Below are 14555 nucleotides of genomic sequence, written 5' to 3'. Positions count from 1 at the left end.
TTTCTGCCCCCCGGTAGAATTAGCCCCAGCCAGATCAGGGTGTTCTGTAAATGAAGACGTCGGCCCGCCTTGTACTCTTGATCGCCGCAGCGCTGCTCAGCGCCTGTGCCAGCCGCACTCCGCCGCCCGCTCCGGCGCCGGTGATTCGCGCTCCCCTGGTTTTTGGTCCTGCCCAACCGTTTTCGCCTGAAGCTGAAGATGTGCTTTTTCGCGCGTTGGGTTTGGTCGGTACGCCTTATCGTTGGGGTGGCAACACGCCGGACTCCGGGTTTGATTGCAGTGGGTTGATTGGCTACGTTTACCGCGATGTCGCCGGGATTACGCTGCCGCGCACTACCCGCGAGATGATCGGGATGCAGGCGGCCAGTGTGGGCAAGGAGGGGTTGCAGACGGGGGACCTGATTTTCTTTGCCACTAATGGTGGGTCGCAGGTCAGTCATGCCGGGATTTATGTGGGCGAGGGGCGGTTTGTGCATGCTCCTGCGACTGGGGGGACGGTCAAGCTTGATAGTCTTTCGAAGGCTTATTGGCAGAAGGCTTATTTGAGTGCGAAACGGGTGTTGCAGCCGGAGCATTTGGCGCGGAATCCTTGATCGGGGTGTACGGCGAGGCACACCCGTAGGAGCTGTCGAGTGAAACGAGGCTGCGATCTTTTGATCTTGCTTGTTTTGTGTACATATCCATTGCTGCGGTAACGGCCGGTAATGGTTTCGCCCTTACGGCGAGTCACTTTTGGCAAACGCCCCAAAAGTAACCAAAAGGTCTATGCCCCACCACTCGGCACCTCGCCTAGGCTCGGTGTGCCCTCACTCCGGCATTGCTCCGCGGGCCCGCCGCGATGGCCCATCCATGGGCCAGCGCGGCTAAACCGGCATCCTTGCCGGTTTACCCGCTACGCAATACCTGCGTTCGGCCAGCGTGGTTAACGGGGCGCCTCAGATCAAAATCAAAAGCCTTGCCGTGGCGGCCTTCGGGCCGACCAAGGCATCAAGCCGGCGCGCTGCGCTGGTTTGGTCGTGCACATTTCTGACTTTTAAATGAGGATCTATGGGTGGTGATACCTGTGGGAGCAAAGCTTGCTCGCGATGGCGTCATGTCTGTCGACATCAATGTTGAATCCATCGCGAGCAAGCTTTGCTCCCACAGTCCCTGCTGTATCTATTTAGTTGCCGAAACCCGCCACACCTTGTTCCCCACATCATCCGCCACCAGCAAATCCCCCTGCTGATCAATCACCACACCCACCGGCCTGCCCATGGCCTTTTCGTCTTTGTTAAGGAACCCGGTCAGCACATCAATCGGCTGACCGGTCGGTTTGCCGGCGCTGAATGGCACAAAAATCACCTTGTAGCCACTGTGCGGTTTGCGGTTCCACGAGCCGTGCTGGCCAATGAACACGCCTTCCTTGAATTGCGCAGGCAAGGTGTTGCCTTCGGCGAATGTCAGGCCGAGCGAGGCGGTGTGCGGGCCTACTGCGTAGTCCGGGGCGATGGCCTTGGCGACCAGGTCGGGGTTTTGCGGCTCGACGCGCACGTCCACATGTTGGCCGTAGTAACTGAACGGCCAGCCATAGAAGGCGCCGTCCTTGACCGAGGTGATGTAGTCCGGCACCAGGTCGCTGCCGATTTCGTCACGCTCGTTGACCGCGGTCCACAGCGCACCGCTCTGGGGTTCCCAGGCCATGCCGTTGGGGTTGCGCAGGCCGGAGGCGAAGATTCGGTGATTGCCGGTGGCGCGGTCCACTTCCCAGATCGCCGCGCGGCCTTCTTCCTTGTCCATGCCGTTTTCTGCGACGTTACTGTTCGAGCCGACAGTGACGTACAGCTTGCTGCCGTCTTTGCTGGCGATAACGTTCTTGGTCCAGTGGTGATTCAGCGTGCCGCCTGGCAGGTCGACTACCTTGATCGGTTGCGACTTGATCGATGTATCGCCGGTTTCATAATGGAAGCGCAGCAGTCGATCGGTGTCGGCGACGTACAGATCATTGCCCACCAGGGTCATGCCAAACGGCGAATTGAGATTTTCCAGGAACACCGTGCGGGTTTCGGCGATACCGTCGTGATCTTTATCGCGCAGCAGAGTGATGCGGTTCGGGCTGGGGACGCCGGCGCCGGCGCGGCCCATGACTTTCTTCATGACCCAGCCCTTGATGCCTTTGCCGTCGTCGGGTTTGGGCGGGGCGTTGGTTTCGGCCACCAGCACGTCACCATTGGGCAGCACGTAAAGCCAGCGCGGGTGATCGAGGCCTTCGGCAAACGCAGCCACCTGGGTTCCAGTGGCGGCAGTCGGTTTGGCGCCGTCCGGCCAGCCGATTGCCGGGGCGATGTTCACCGTCGGCATCAGGGTCTTGTTCGGTTCTGGCAGTTTGGGTGACGGACCGGTGCCGTCGGAGACTTGCAGGCTGGAAGTTTCACCGCAGGCGGCGAGTCCTCCGGCTAACGCGACAACGAAAACGAGTTGGGACTTGCGCATGCTGACCTTCCCTATGAATGCAGTGACCTGTTCAGTAGAGAAGCGCAAATGCGCGATGGTTCAACGGTGCGACAGCAAATCAGCCGTTGAAGCCGCTCTTTAATTGACGCTCCACCCCCAACCCTCTAACCTTCGCGGCTTGTTTCAGGTGCCCTGTGACGTTGTCGACAGGGTGAAACAGGGAAGCCGGTGAGTGATCATCTCCATGGAGGACCGATCACGATCCCGGCGCTGCCCCCGCAACGGTAAATGAGTGAAGACTGCGCCGAGTGCCACTGTGTCGAGCGATCGATATGGGAAGGCGCGCAGTCCGGCCTGCAGCCGCTCATGAGCCCGGAGACCGGCCTGATCCATCCAGCGGCATCACGGTGGGCGATGCCAGGCTTCTTGCCGTCTATTCTTGTGCCTGCCCGCCGTTATCCAGCCCCAACGGAGAGCTTCCCCATGTCTGATACCCCCGAGCGTGACGAACGCCACCTGGCGCGCATGTTGCGCAAAAAAGCCGTGATCGACGAACGCATCGCCAACTCCCCGAATGAATGCGGCTTGCTGCTGGTGCTTACCGGTAATGGCAAGGGCAAAAGCAGCTCGGCGTTCGGCATGCTCGCGCGGTCCATGGGCCATGGCATGCAGTGCGGCGTGGTGCAGTTCATCAAGGGGCGTAACAGCACCGGAGAAGAACTGTTCTTCAGGCGCTTTCCGGAGCAGGTGCGGTTCCACGTCATGGGCGAGGGCTTCACCTGGGAAACCCAGGACCGCCAGCGTGATATCGCCGCCGCCGAGGCCGCCTGGGCGGTGTCCCGCGAGTTGCTGCGCGACCCGTCGATCGGCCTGGTGGTGCTCGATGAGTTGAACATCGCCCTCAAGCACGGCTATCTCGATCTCGATCAGGTGCTCAGTGATCTGCAGGCCCGCCCGCCGATGCAGCACGTGGTGGTGACTGGCCGCGGAGCCAAGCCGGAGATGATTGAACTGGCCGATACCGTGACTGAAATGGGCGTGGTCAAACACGCGTTCCAGGCCGGGATCAAGGCGCAAAAAGGCGTTGAGTTGTGAGTCAGCCTCGGCATTGCCCGGCGGTACTGATTGCCGCGCCGGCCTCCGGTCAGGGCAAGACCACCGTGACCGCTGCGCTGGCCCGGTTGCATCGCAACCAGGGGCGCAAGGTGCGCGTATTCAAGTGCGGCCCGGACTTTCTCGACCCGATGATTCTCGAGCGCGCCAGTGGTGCGCCGGTCTATCAACTGGATATGTGGATGGTCGGCGAGCAGGACAGTCGTCGGCTGCTGTGGGAAGCCGCCGGCGAGGCGGACCTGATCCTGATTGAAGGGGTGATGGGGCTGTTCGACGGCACACCATCAAGTGCCGACCTGGCGCGGCATTTCGGCGTGCCGGTGCTGGCGGTGATCGACGGCACTGCCATGGCGCAGACCTTTGGCGCCCTGGCCCTGGGACTGGCGCGTTATCAGCCGGACTTGCCATTTGCCGGCGTGCTGGCCAACCGCGTAGGCACCTTGCGCCATGCGCAGCTGCTGGAAGGCAGCCTGACTGAAGGCTTGCGCTGGTACGGCGCACTGTCCCGGGAAACCGGGATCGAGCTGCCAAGTCGCCATCTCGGCCTGGTGCAAGCCAGTGAATTGAACGACCTCAACCTGCGCCTGGATGCAGCGGCGAATGCCCTTGGCAGCAGCTGTGAAGTGGCGCTGCCACCGGCAGTGGAGTTTGCCGCCCCAGATGTAATCGTCGCCGAACCCTTGCTGGCCGGCGTGCGCATCGCCGTGGCCCACGATGAGGCCTTCGCATTTACCTACGGCGCGAGCCTGGATCTGTTGCGGGCCATGGGCGCCGAATTGCGCTTCTTCTCGCCGATCCGTGATGCCGGCTTGCCCGAGGCCGACAGCCTTTACCTGCCCGGCGGTTATCCTGAGTTGCACCATGTGGCGCTGTCGCGCAATACCTCGATGCTCACGGCGATCCGCGCGCACCATGCGGCGGGCAAGCCATTGCTGGCGGAGTGCGGCGGGATGCTTTACCTGCTGGATTCGTTGACTGACGTCGAGGGTACGCGTGCTGAAATGGTAGGTTTGCTGGCAGGCGATGCGGTGATGCAGAAGCGCCTGGCTGCGCTGGCCTTGCAGGCGGTCGAGCTGCCCGAGGGGTCGTTGCGCGGGCATACCTATCACCACTCGCTGACCAGCACCGAACTTGAGCCGATCGCCCGGGGGTTGAGCCCGAACGGCGGACGTGGGGCGGAGGCGGTTTATCGTGAGGGGCGGATGACGGCTTCTTATGTGCACTTTTATTTTCCGTCGAATCCGGTGGCGGTGGCTGCGCTTTTTGCGCCTGACCCTGCGACCGTTATCGCGAGCAGGCTCACTCCTACAGTGGACGATGTAAAACCTGAAGAAATGCGATCCCCTGTAGGAGCGAGCCTGCTCGCGAAGAGTCCATGACTGACAACAAATTTTCCCAAGCCGAACGCGCTGCGGTCTACCGCGCCATCGCCGAGCGCCGCGACATGCGCCACTTCAGCGGTGGCACGGTCGAGCCCGAATTATTGCAGCGTCTGCTCGAAGCCGCGCACCAGGCGCCCAGTGTCGGCCTGATGCAACCCTGGCGCTTCATCCGCATCAGCGATCGCGCCTTGCGCAAGCAGATCCAGGCCCTGGTCGAAGAAGAACGCATTCGCACCGCCGAAGCCCTGGGCGAGCGCACCGATGAATTCATGAAGCTCAAGGTCGAAGGCATCAACGACTGTGCCGAAGTGCTGGTCGCCGCGCTGATGGATGATCGCGAGCGCCACATCTTCGGCCGTCGCACCTTGCCGGAAATGGACCTCGCCTCGTTGTCCTGCGCGATCCAGAATCTGTGGCTGGCGTCACGCGCCGAAGGGCTGGGCATGGGCTGGGTCTCGCTGTTCGAACCGCAGGCCCTGGCCGCTCTGCTGCAGATGCCGCCTGGCGCCAAACCGATGGCCGTGCTGTGCCTGGGCCCGGTGCAAGAATTTTATCCAGCGCCGATGCTGGTCCTCGAAGGCTGGGCGCAGGCGCGGCCGCTGGGTGAATTGCTGTATGAAAATGTCTGGGGAGTGAGTCAATGAGTGTGGCGTTGTTGAGTGTCGCCGCAGTGGCGCTGGATGCGCTGCTGGGTGAACCCAAACGCTGGCATCCGCTGGTGGCGTTCGGCCGATTTGCCGAGCGCATCGAGCAACGGTTTAACAGCGCTGGACGGGGCTGGCGCAGCCACGGCGTGACCGCCTGGGTGATCGCCGTGTTGCCCTTGACCTTGCTGGCCACGGCGTTTTCCTGGGCGCCGTATGTGGGCTGGATCGTCGAGATTCTCGCGCTGTATTGCGCCCTCGGAATGCGCAGCCTCGGCGAACACGTCGAGCCGGTAGCCAGGGCGCTGCGCAGCGATGACCTGGACGAGGCACGCACCCGCGTCGGTTACCTGGTCAGCCGCCAGACCAGCGAACTGGATAAGACCGAAGTCGCCCGCGCCGCCACCGAATCGGTCCTGGAGAACGGCAGCGACGCGGTGTTCGCCGCGCTGTTCTGGTTTGTTGTCGCCGGCGCCCCGGGCGTGGTGCTCTACCGGTTGAGCAACACCCTGGATGCCATGTGGGGTTATCGCAACGAACGCTTCGAGCGCTTCGGCTGGGCTGCGGCGAAGATCGACGATGTGCTCAACTACATTCCTGCACGGCTGGTGGCATTGACCTATGCCGTGCTCGGCAAAACCCGCCTGGCGCTCAAATGCTGGCGCACCCAGGGCCCGACCTGGGACAGCCCGAATGCCGGTCCGGTGATGGCCGCAGGCGCCGGCGCACTGGGCGTCGAGCTGGGTGGGGCGGCGATCTACCACGGTGAGCTGCACCAGCGTCCGCAGCTGGGCGAGGGTGTTCCTGCGGATGCGGACTCCATCGACCGTGGCTGGCAATTGGTCCAGCGCGGGGTATGGTTGTGGCTGCTGATCATCTGCGTGGGGGCGGAATTTTATGCTTGAACACGGCGGTCGTTTGCGCAAGGCGGCACTCGAATATGGCATCGCCGAGACCGACTGGCTCGACCTGTCCAGTGGCCTGGCGCCGTGGCCGTTCCCGATCCCGGAGATCCCGCTGAGCGCCTGGGCGCGACTGCCGGAAACCGATGACGGCCTGGAGCAGGCGGCTTGCGATTATTACGGGGCGACTCAGGTGCTGCCGGTGGCCGGTTCGCAAATGGCGATCCAGTTGCTGCCGCGCTTGCGCCGCGCCGGTAAGGTCGGTGTGCTGTCACCCTGTTATGCCGAACACGCTGAAGCGTGGCGCCGCAGCGGTTATATCGTGCGCGAAGTGCTGGAGCAGGAAGTTGATTTCTTTATCGACAATCTGGACGTGCTGGTGGTGGTCAACCCGAACAACCCCACAGGCCTGAGCCTGAGCCCCAATCGCCTGCTCGACTGGCACTCGCGGCTGGCCCAGCGCGGTGGCTGGCTGGTAGTGGACGAGGCGTTCATGGACAACACCCCGCAGTTGAGCGTGGCGTCCTATGCCCATCAGGTCGGCTTGATCGTGCTACGTTCGTTCGGCAAGTTCTTTGGCCTGGCCGGCGTGCGGCTGGGGTTTGTGCTGGCCGAACGCAAGTTGCTCAAATTGCTCGCCGAACAGGTCGGGCCTTGGGCCGTGAGTGGGCCGACCCGAGTGCTGGGCCAGGCCTGCCTGCTGGATACCCAGGGGCACATTCGCCAGCGCTTGCGTACCGCAGCGGCCAGCGAGCGCCTGGCGTTGCTGCTGGCGCAATATGGTTTTCAGCCCCAGGGCGGGTGCGCATTGTTCCAGTGGTTGACGACCGATCGCGCCGAAACGCTGCATCAGTTCATGGCCCGCCGCGGCATCCTGTTGCGCCTGTTTATCCACAATAGCAGCCTGCGCTTTGGGCTGCCCGCCGAGGAAGCGGACTGGACGCGTCTTGAGTTGGCGCTTGAAGCCTTCGTAGGGGAAACACGATGACTACGTTGATGGTGCAGGGCACGACCTCTGACGCCGGTAAAAGCACGCTGGTGACGGCGCTGTGTCGGTGGGCGGTGCGCCAGGGCGTCAGCGTCGTGCCGTTCAAGCCGCAGAACATGGCGCTCAACAGTGCGGTCACCGCCGACGGTGGCGAGATTGGCCGTGCGCAGGCGGTGCAGGCCCAGGCCGCCAATCTCGAACCGCATACCGACATGAATCCGGTGCTGCTCAAGCCCAACAGCGACACTGGAGCCCAAGTGATTATCCATGGGCGCGCGGTAACGACCATGAACGCGGTCGCTTATCACGACTACAAGGCAATCGCGATGCAAGCGGTGCTCGCCTCCCATGAGCGCTTGAGTGCAGCGTATCCACTGGTGATGGTCGAAGGCGCGGGCTCGCCTGCCGAGATCAACCTGCGCGCCGGCGACATCGCCAACATGGGCTTTGCCGAAGCTGTCGACTGCCCGGTGGTGCTGATCGCCGACATCAATCGTGGTGGGGTTTTCGCGCATCTGGTCGGGACCCTGGAGTTGCTGTCGGCGAGCGAGCAGGCGCGGGTCAAGGGTTTCATCATCAACCGTTTTCGCGGCGACATTGCCTTGCTGCAGCCGGGCCTGGACTGGTTGGAAGAACGCACCGGCAAGCCGGTCATCGGCGTGCTGCCCTACGTGATGGACCTGCACCTGGAGGCCGAGGACGGCATCGATCAGCGCCAGACAGACAAGGCGCAGCAGGTGCTCAAGGTGCTGGTGCCGGTGCTGCCGCGCATCAGCAACCACACCGATTTCGATCCGCTGCGCCTGCACCCGCAGGTGGACCTGCAGTTCATCGGCCCGGGCCGGGCGATTCCCCCGGCCGACCTGATCATCCTGCCCGGCTCGAAAAGCGTGCGCAGCGATCTCGAGTACTTGCGCGCCAATGGCTGGGACACTGCGATTGCCCGTCATCTGCGTTATGGCGGCAAGCTGCTGGGGATTTGTGGCGGCCTGCAAATGCTGGGTGAGCAGTTGCACGATCCCCTGGGTCTGGAAGGGGCGCCGGGCTCCAGTGAAGGTTTGGGTTTACTGGAATTTGAAACGCGACTTGAAGAGGAGAAACAACTGCGCAACGTACGTGGCCGCCTGGTGCTCGAAGATGCAGAGGTCAGTGGTTACGAGATCCATGCCGGGGTGACTACCGGAGCGGCGCTGGAGCGGGCGGCGGTGTGGCTGGACGATGGTCGCTGCGACGGCGCGCAGAGTGTCGACGGGCAGATTTTTGGCACGTATCTGCATGGCTTGTTTGAATCGCCAGCGGCGTGCAGTGCGCTGTTGCGCTGGGCGGGGCTGGAGGATGTGCAGGAAGTGGACTATCACGGGTTGCGCGAGCGGGATATCGAGCGGTTGGCGGATCTGGTGGAGGGGCATCTGGATACCCGGTTGTTGCGTGAACTTTGTGGGTTTTGATGTGAGCTTGAGGGCCTTATCGCGAGCAGGCTCACTCCTACAGGGGGGCGGCGTACCTGTAGGAGTGAGCCTGCTCGCGATGGCGTCATCCGCCCCAATACAGATTTCAAGGAATCAACCATGCTGCAACTAATCCTCGGCGGCGCCCGCTCCGGCAAAAGTCGCCTGGCCGAGAGGCTCGCCTGCGACAGCGCACTGGCCGTCACGTACATCGCCACCAGCCAACCCCTCGACGGCGAAATGAGCGAACGGGTGGCCCATCACCGCGCCCGGCGTCCAGCCGAATGGGCATTGATCGAAGAACCTGTGGAACTGGCTCGCATCCTGCGCGACAACGCCAGCGCCGATCGCTGTCTGCTGGTGGATTGCCTGACCCTGTGGCTGACCAACCTGCTGATGCTCGACAACGCTGAACGCCTGTCGGCCGAACGCGACGCTTTACTCGACTGCCTGGCGACCTTGCCCGGTGAAATCATTTTTGTCAGCAACGAAACCGGCATGGGTGTTGTGCCGCTTGGCGAGTTGACCCGGCGTTATGTCGATGAAGCCGGCTGGCTGCATCAGGCATTGGCCGAACGTTGCCAGCGAGTCGTCCTGACCGTCGCCGGCCTGCCCCTGACTCTTAAAGGAACTGCGTTATGACTCAAGCCTGGTGGCTCAACCCGTGCAAGCCGATCAATGCCCAGGCGCTGGAACAGGCTACGGCGCGCCAGCAACAGCTGACCAAACCGGCCGGCTCGCTCGGTCGGCTGGAGTCGGTAGCGGTGCAACTGGCCGGGCTGCAGGGGCAACTCAAGCCGACGCTCGACCAGGTGTGGATTGCAATATTTGCCGGTGACCATGGCGTAGTCGCTGAAGGCGTGTCGGCGTTTCCCCAGGAAGTGACCGGGCAGATGTTGCATAACTTCGTCAGCGGTGGCGCGGCGATCAGTGTGCTCGCCCGGCAGTTGGGCGCTGGCCTGGAAGTGGTCGACTTGGGCACCGTCAACCCGGCACTCGAGCTCAAGGGTGTTCGGCACTTGAACATCGGCCCGGGCACGGCGAATTTTGCCCTGACCTCGGCGATGACCGAGGCGCAGGGCGCACTGGCGCTGCAGGCCGGTCGCGACAGCGTGCAGCGGGCAGTCGCTGACGGTGCGCAGCTGTTTATCGGTGGTGAAATGGGTATCGGCAATACTACCGCCGCCAGCGCCCTGGCCTGCGCATTGCTCGATTGCCCGGTGCTGCACCTGACCGGGCCGGGCACCGGATTGAACGCGGCGGGGGTCAGCCGCAAGGTCCAGGTTATCGAGCGTGCGTTGGCGCTGCACAATGTACAGCGCGGTGATCCCTTACAGACGTTGTACAACCTTGGCGGTTTTGAAATTGCGGCGCTGGTTGGCGCCTATCTGGCCTGCGCCCAGGAGGGCGTGGCAGTGCTGGTGGACGGCTTTATTTGCAGCGTCGCCGCGCTGGTGGCAGTACGGCTGAATCCGCAATGCCGTGAGTGGCTGTTGTTCGCCCATTGCGGCGCCGAACCTGGCCATCGCCACGTATTGGAAACACTCGGTGCCCAGCCATTGCTGGAGCTCGGCCTGCGTCTGGGCGAAGGCAGCGGTGCGGCGCTGGCCGTGCCGTTGTTGCGCCTGGCCTGCGACCTGCACGGGCAGATGGCAACCTTCGCCGAAGCCGCCGTCGCGGACCGTCCGGCATGACCTTGCGCCTCGACCTGCTGCGCCATGGCGAAACCGAACTCGGCGGCGGCCTGCGCGGCAGTATCGACGATGCGCTGACCGAGACCGGCTGGACGCAGATGCGCGCGGCTGTGGTCGAACAGGGCCCTTGGGATCGTGTGATCAGTTCGCCGTTGCAACGCTGTGCGCGCTTTGCTGAAGAACTCGGGGCGCGCTTGAACGTGCCGGTGCAGCTGGACCAGGATCTGCAGGAACTGCATTTCGGCGCCTGGGAAGGGCAGAGCGCTGCGGCGCTGATGGAAACCGACGCCCAAGGCCTGGGGTTGTTCTGGGCCGATCCCTACTCGTTCACGCCGCCACAGGGCGAGCGGGTCGAGGATTTCTCCGCGCGGGTATTGGCTGCTGTCGAGCGTTTGCATGGGGCATACGCGGGTGAGCGAGTGTTGCTGGTCAGTCATGGCGGGGTCATGCGCCTGCTCTTGGCCCAGGCGCGGGGGCTGCCCCGCGAGCAGTTGCTGAATGTTGAAGTCGGTCACGGCGCGATGTTTGCCCTGGTGGTCGAATCCGCCGGACTATTGCGGGAAGCGAGCTGAGCATGTTGCCGTTCTGGATCGCCCTGCAATTTCTCAGCAGCCTGCCGGTTCGTCTGCCCGGCATGCCAACGCCACAGGAGCTTGGGCGCTCGCTGTTGTTTTATCCGCTGGTAGGGCTGCTGTTCGGGGTGATTCTGTGGGGCATGAACTGGCTGCTGAGCGGCGCCCCGTTACTGCTTCACGCGGCGCTATTGCTGACGGTGTGGGTGCTGCTCAGTGGCGCCTTGCACCTTGACGGCCTGGCGGACAGTGCCGATGCCTGGCTCGGTGGGTTCGGTGATCGCGAGCGCACGCTGACCATCATGAAGGACCCGCGCAGTGGGCCGATTGCGGTGGTGACGCTGGTGCTGGTGCTGTTGCTCAAATTTGCCGCGTTGCTGGCGTTGATCGAGCAGCAGCATGGCGTGTGGCTGCTGATTGTTCCGCTGATTGGGCGGGGGGCGTTGCTGGGGTTGTTTCTCACCACGCCTTATGTGCGTGCCGGTGGACTTGGGCAGGCGTTGGCCGATCATCTGCCGCGCCGGGCTGGCGAGCAGGTGTTGGCGGTGAGTGCGTTGGCGTGTGTGTTGCTGGCGGGGCTCAAGGGTGTTTTTGCCTTGGTGCTGGCGGGATTGGCATTTGCCTGGCTGCGGCAGGTGATGCTGCGGCGGTTGGGTGGAACCACAGGCGACACGGCGGGGGCGATGCTGGAGTTGCTGGAGGTTGGAGTGTTGGTTGGGCTGGTGGTGATCTGATCCGGCCCCATCGCGAGCAGGCTCACTCCTACAGTCCCAAATGCTGACCTGAAAAGGTGACCTGTGGGAGCAAAGCTTGCTCGCGATGACGGATTGCCATTCAACACATTTGTCGCCTGCCAAAACTCCATCGCGAGCAAGCTTCGCTCCCACGGTTTTGGAAGAAACTTGATTTAACTTACTCACGGGTATATACACGCATCATGCTCGACTCCCAATGCTTATGCACCAACCTGCGTCGCGCTGCCCGTGGCGTCAGCAGGCATTACGACGGCGCCCTCGACGGCTTCGGGATCAACGTCGCCCAGTATTCTCTGCTCTGCAATCTGCAACGCCTCGACCAGCCAAGTATCTCCACCCTGGCCGAAGCCATGGGCCTGGATCGCAGCACGCTGGGGCGCAACCTGCGGGTGCTGGAAGGGGAAGGGCTGGTGATGCTGGTTGAGGGTGAAGACATGCGCAATCGCATCGTCAAGCTCACCGACAGCGGCGCCGAACGCCTGGCTGCCGCGTTACCGGCCTGGGAAGCGGCGCAGCAGCGGCTGATCGACCGTCTCGGCGCGGAAAAACGCGAAACCTTGATCAAATTGCTGGATGAATTGGCTTGACGCCGGTTTGTTCGAATATAAGCGGGTATATACCCGCAACCGGAGAACAATAATGACTTCCATGTGGCGTACATGCGGTTGGGTATTACTGGGCAGTGCGCTGATTCTTGCGCTGTCGCTGGGCGTTCGACACGGCTTCGGCCTGTTTCTCGCGCCGATGAGTGCCGAGTTCGGCTGGGGCCGCGAAACGTTTGCCTTTGCAATCGCCCTGCAGAATCTTATCTGGGGTCTGGCGCAGCCGTTCACCGGCGCGTTGGCGGACCGTTTTGGCGCAGCCAAGGTCGTGCTGGTCGGCGGCGTGCTGTACGCCGCTGGCCTGGTGTGCATGGGCCTGTCTGATTCAGCGGTGACCTTGTCGCTGAGTGCCGGGCTGTTGATCGGTATCGGCCTGTCGGGCACCTCGTTCTCGGTGATTCTCGGCGTGGTCGGGCGCGCGGTGCCGCCGGAAAAACGCAGCATGGGCATGGGCATCGCCAGTGCGGCGGGCTCCTTTGGTCAGTTCGCCATGCTGCCCGGCACCTTGGGGCTCATTGGGTGGCTGGGCTGGTCGGCGGCCTTGCTGGTGCTAGGCTTGCTGGTAGCGCTGATCGTGCCTTTGGTCAGCATGCTCAAGGACAAGCCCCTGCCATCGCTCGGCCATGAGCAGACGCTCTCCGAAGCGCTGCGCGAAGCCTGTTCCCATTCGGGTTTCTGGCTTTTGGCGTTGGGCTTTTTCGTCTGCGGTTTTCAGGTGGTGTTCATCGGTGTCCACTTGCCGGCCTACTTGGTGGACCAACATCTGCCGGCAACCGTCGGCACTACGGTGCTGGCGCTGATCGGCCTGTTCAATATCTTCGGCACCTACACGGCCGGCTGGCTCGGCGGACGGATGTCCAAGCCGCGGCTGCTGACCGGGTTGTACCTGTTGCGCGCGGTCGTCATCAGCCTGTTCCTGTGGGTGCCGGTCACGACCACCAGCGCCTACCTGTTCGGCATGGCGATGGGCTTTTTGTGGCTGTCGACGGTGCCATTGACCAACGGCACCGTGGCCACCTTGTTTGGCGTACGAAACCTGTCCATGCTCGGTGGGATTGTCTTCCTGTTTCACCAGTTGGGCTCATTTCTGGGTGGCTGGTTGGGCGGGGTGGTGTATGACCGAACCGGGAGCTATGACTTGATCTGGCAAGTGGCGATTCTCCTCAGTCTGCTGGCGGCGGCCTTGAACTGGCCTGTGCGCGAGCAGCCGGTAGCGCGCCTGCAGACGCAACTGAGTGCGTCATGAGCAGTCTGTGGCCACGCATCGGCCTGACGGCGGCTGGCGCCCTGCTGCTGGCACTGGCGTGGTGGGGCTGGCATCAGGGCGGGCTGGCATTGATGCAGTTGGGCATGGCTGTCTGCTAGGAACGCTGGGGAGCTTTTAACAGATAGCCGCTTGCTAGAGGCAGCCGTGCACGAGTAACTTCGTGCTCAAGACCCTCTCAAGGATGCACGGATATGCTCATGCGCTGGCTTGCAGTACCCGCGTTACTGGTGGCGTTTTCTGGACTGGCCCAGGCGGCCGAATGCCCGGAGCTGTTGCAAGGCTCGCTGCCCAAGTTGCGCGCCAAGGAATCGATCGATCTGTGCCAGCGTTTCGCCGGCAAGCCGCTGGTGGTGGTCAATACCGCCAGCTTCTGCGGGTTCGCCCCGCAGTTCAAAAGCCTTGAGGCGCTGAACCAGAAGTACAAGTCCCAGGGCCTGGAGGTGATCGGCGTGCCGTCCGATGACTTCAAGCAGGAGTCCAAGGATGGCGCCGAGACTGCCAAGGTCTGCTACGTGAACTACGGCGTGACGTTCACCATGACCGAGCCGCAGAAAGTCCGCGGCGACGACGCGACTCACCTGTTCAAGGTGCTTGGCGAGCAGACCACTGCACCGAAATGGAATTTCTACAAATACGTGGTCGATCGCCAGGGCAAGGTGATCGCCAATTTCTCCAGCCTGACCAAGCCCGACGATCCTGAATTCATCGCTGCCGTCGAGAAGGCTATCGCGTCGCACCCCTGATCGACGCCCATT

At 62.8% G+C, this 14555-nt stretch carries 16 protein-coding genes and 1 riboswitch; of the genes, 15 read left to right on the top strand and 1 reads right to left on the bottom strand.

The annotated features are described in order from the left end of the window. Positions 1–50: 50 nt before the first annotated feature. Complete coding sequence (locus ACYZTK_RS07360; RefSeq protein ID WP_462013825.1) at positions 51–593, top strand: C40 family peptidase; 543 nt, start codon at positions 51–53, stop codon at positions 591–593. Between the two features lie 565 nt (positions 594–1158). Here the strand turns inward: ACYZTK_RS07360 and ACYZTK_RS07355 are convergent. Further along, on the bottom strand, positions 1159–2472 hold the full coding sequence (locus tag ACYZTK_RS07355) for a PQQ-dependent sugar dehydrogenase (RefSeq protein ID WP_462013824.1): 1314 nt from the start codon (positions 2470–2472) through the stop codon (positions 1159–1161). 129 nt (positions 2473–2601) lie between these two features. Beyond that, positions 2602–2835, top strand: a riboswitch (cobalamin riboswitch). An 81-nt stretch (positions 2836–2916) separates the two neighbouring features. On the opposite strand from ACYZTK_RS07355, the gene cobO reads away from it, so the two are divergent. The 14 genes from cobO (at position 2917) to ACYZTK_RS07285 (ending at position 14543) form a co-directional block, all read left to right on the top strand. Then, positions 2917–3528, top strand: coding sequence for a cob(I)yrinic acid a,c-diamide adenosyltransferase (gene cobO / locus ACYZTK_RS07350; protein WP_462013823.1), 612 nt, complete (start codon positions 2917–2919; stop codon positions 3526–3528). After that, positions 3525–4925: a cobyrinate a,c-diamide synthase gene (locus ACYZTK_RS07345; RefSeq protein WP_462013822.1), complete on the top strand. Its 1401-nt coding sequence runs from the start codon at positions 3525–3527 to the stop codon at positions 4923–4925. Before cobO ends, ACYZTK_RS07345 begins: the two co-directional genes overlap by 4 nt. Further along, entirely contained in the window at positions 4922–5572 is a 651-nt protein-coding gene (gene bluB, locus ACYZTK_RS07340; protein ID WP_462013821.1) for a 5,6-dimethylbenzimidazole synthase, read from the top strand. The genes ACYZTK_RS07345 and bluB overlap by 4 nt, the downstream gene beginning before the upstream one ends. Beyond that, positions 5569–6477: an adenosylcobinamide-phosphate synthase CbiB gene (gene cbiB, locus ACYZTK_RS07335; protein ID WP_462013820.1), complete on the top strand. Its 909-nt coding sequence runs from the start codon at positions 5569–5571 to the stop codon at positions 6475–6477. Before bluB ends, cbiB begins: the two co-directional genes overlap by 4 nt. After that, a complete protein-coding gene (gene cobD, locus ACYZTK_RS07330) occupies positions 6470–7462 on the top strand; it encodes a threonine-phosphate decarboxylase CobD (protein WP_462013819.1) in 993 nt (330 codons plus the stop codon). The genes cbiB and cobD overlap by 8 nt, the downstream gene beginning before the upstream one ends. Continuing rightward, complete coding sequence (locus ACYZTK_RS07325; protein ID WP_462013818.1) at positions 7459–8910, top strand: cobyric acid synthase; 1452 nt, start codon at positions 7459–7461, stop codon at positions 8908–8910. Before cobD ends, ACYZTK_RS07325 begins: the two co-directional genes overlap by 4 nt. Positions 8911–9030: 120 nt before the next feature. Continuing rightward, complete coding sequence (gene cobU / locus ACYZTK_RS07320) at positions 9031–9552, top strand: bifunctional adenosylcobinamide kinase/adenosylcobinamide-phosphate guanylyltransferase (RefSeq protein ID WP_462013817.1); 522 nt, start codon at positions 9031–9033, stop codon at positions 9550–9552. Beyond that, positions 9549–10604, top strand: a complete 1056-nt coding sequence (gene cobT / locus ACYZTK_RS07315; RefSeq protein ID WP_462013816.1) for a nicotinate-nucleotide--dimethylbenzimidazole phosphoribosyltransferase — start codon at positions 9549–9551, stop codon at positions 10602–10604. The genes cobU and cobT overlap by 4 nt, the downstream gene beginning before the upstream one ends. Next, the gene (cobC, locus tag ACYZTK_RS07310) at positions 10601–11176 is read left to right on the top strand and encodes an alpha-ribazole phosphatase family protein (protein WP_462013815.1); all 576 of its coding nucleotides are present in this window, start codon (positions 10601–10603) and stop codon (positions 11174–11176) included. Before cobT ends, cobC begins: the two co-directional genes overlap by 4 nt. A gap of 2 nt (positions 11177–11178) precedes the next feature. After that, entirely contained in the window at positions 11179–11910 is a 732-nt protein-coding gene (locus ACYZTK_RS07305) for an adenosylcobinamide-GDP ribazoletransferase (protein WP_462013814.1), read from the top strand. 203 nt (positions 11911–12113) lie between these two features. After that, a complete protein-coding gene (locus tag ACYZTK_RS07300) occupies positions 12114–12518 on the top strand; it encodes a MarR family winged helix-turn-helix transcriptional regulator (protein WP_462013813.1) in 405 nt (134 codons plus the stop codon). A gap of 52 nt (positions 12519–12570) precedes the next feature. Continuing rightward, positions 12571–13779: an MFS transporter gene (locus ACYZTK_RS07295; protein ID WP_462013812.1), complete on the top strand. Its 1209-nt coding sequence runs from the start codon at positions 12571–12573 to the stop codon at positions 13777–13779. Then, on the top strand, positions 13776–13898 hold the full coding sequence (locus tag ACYZTK_RS07290) for a hypothetical protein (RefSeq protein WP_462013811.1): 123 nt from the start codon (positions 13776–13778) through the stop codon (positions 13896–13898). The genes ACYZTK_RS07295 and ACYZTK_RS07290 overlap by 4 nt, the downstream gene beginning before the upstream one ends. A 93-nt stretch (positions 13899–13991) precedes the next feature. Further along, a complete protein-coding gene (locus ACYZTK_RS07285) occupies positions 13992–14543 on the top strand; it encodes a glutathione peroxidase (protein ID WP_462013810.1) in 552 nt (183 codons plus the stop codon). Positions 14544–14555: the final 12 nt, after the last annotated feature.

This window comes from Pseudomonas sp. LB3P31, assembly GCF_054897945.1.
Note: the sequence above shows the minus strand (reverse complement) of the source record. Positions and strands in the feature narration are given on the sequence as shown.

Coding starts and splice junctions, on each gene's coding strand:
- ACYZTK_RS07300 (WP_462013813.1), top strand. CDS start 12,114: ATGCTCGACTCCCAATGCTTATGCACCAACCTGCGTCGCGCTGCCCGT.
- ACYZTK_RS07305 (WP_462013814.1), top strand. CDS start 11,179: ATGTTGCCGTTCTGGATCGCCCTGCAATTTCTCAGCAGCCTGCCGGTT.
- ACYZTK_RS07285 (WP_462013810.1), top strand. CDS start 13,992: ATGCTCATGCGCTGGCTTGCAGTACCCGCGTTACTGGTGGCGTTTTCT.
- cobD (WP_462013819.1), top strand. CDS start 6,470: ATGCTTGAACACGGCGGTCGTTTGCGCAAGGCGGCACTCGAATATGGC.
- cobU (WP_462013817.1), top strand. CDS start 9,031: ATGCTGCAACTAATCCTCGGCGGCGCCCGCTCCGGCAAAAGTCGCCTG.
- ACYZTK_RS07355 (WP_462013824.1), bottom strand. CDS start 2,472: ATGCGCAAGTCCCAACTCGTTTTCGTTGTCGCGTTAGCCGGAGGACTC.
- ACYZTK_RS07360 (WP_462013825.1), top strand. CDS start 51: ATGAAGACGTCGGCCCGCCTTGTACTCTTGATCGCCGCAGCGCTGCTC.
- cobC (WP_462013815.1), top strand. CDS start 10,601: ATGACCTTGCGCCTCGACCTGCTGCGCCATGGCGAAACCGAACTCGGC.
- cbiB (WP_462013820.1), top strand. CDS start 5,569: ATGAGTGTGGCGTTGTTGAGTGTCGCCGCAGTGGCGCTGGATGCGCTG.
- ACYZTK_RS07325 (WP_462013818.1), top strand. CDS start 7,459: ATGACTACGTTGATGGTGCAGGGCACGACCTCTGACGCCGGTAAAAGC.
- ACYZTK_RS07290 (WP_462013811.1), top strand. CDS start 13,776: ATGAGCAGTCTGTGGCCACGCATCGGCCTGACGGCGGCTGGCGCCCTG.
- ACYZTK_RS07295 (WP_462013812.1), top strand. CDS start 12,571: ATGACTTCCATGTGGCGTACATGCGGTTGGGTATTACTGGGCAGTGCG.
- cobT (WP_462013816.1), top strand. CDS start 9,549: ATGACTCAAGCCTGGTGGCTCAACCCGTGCAAGCCGATCAATGCCCAG.
- cobO (WP_462013823.1), top strand. CDS start 2,917: ATGTCTGATACCCCCGAGCGTGACGAACGCCACCTGGCGCGCATGTTG.
- bluB (WP_462013821.1), top strand. CDS start 4,922: ATGACTGACAACAAATTTTCCCAAGCCGAACGCGCTGCGGTCTACCGC.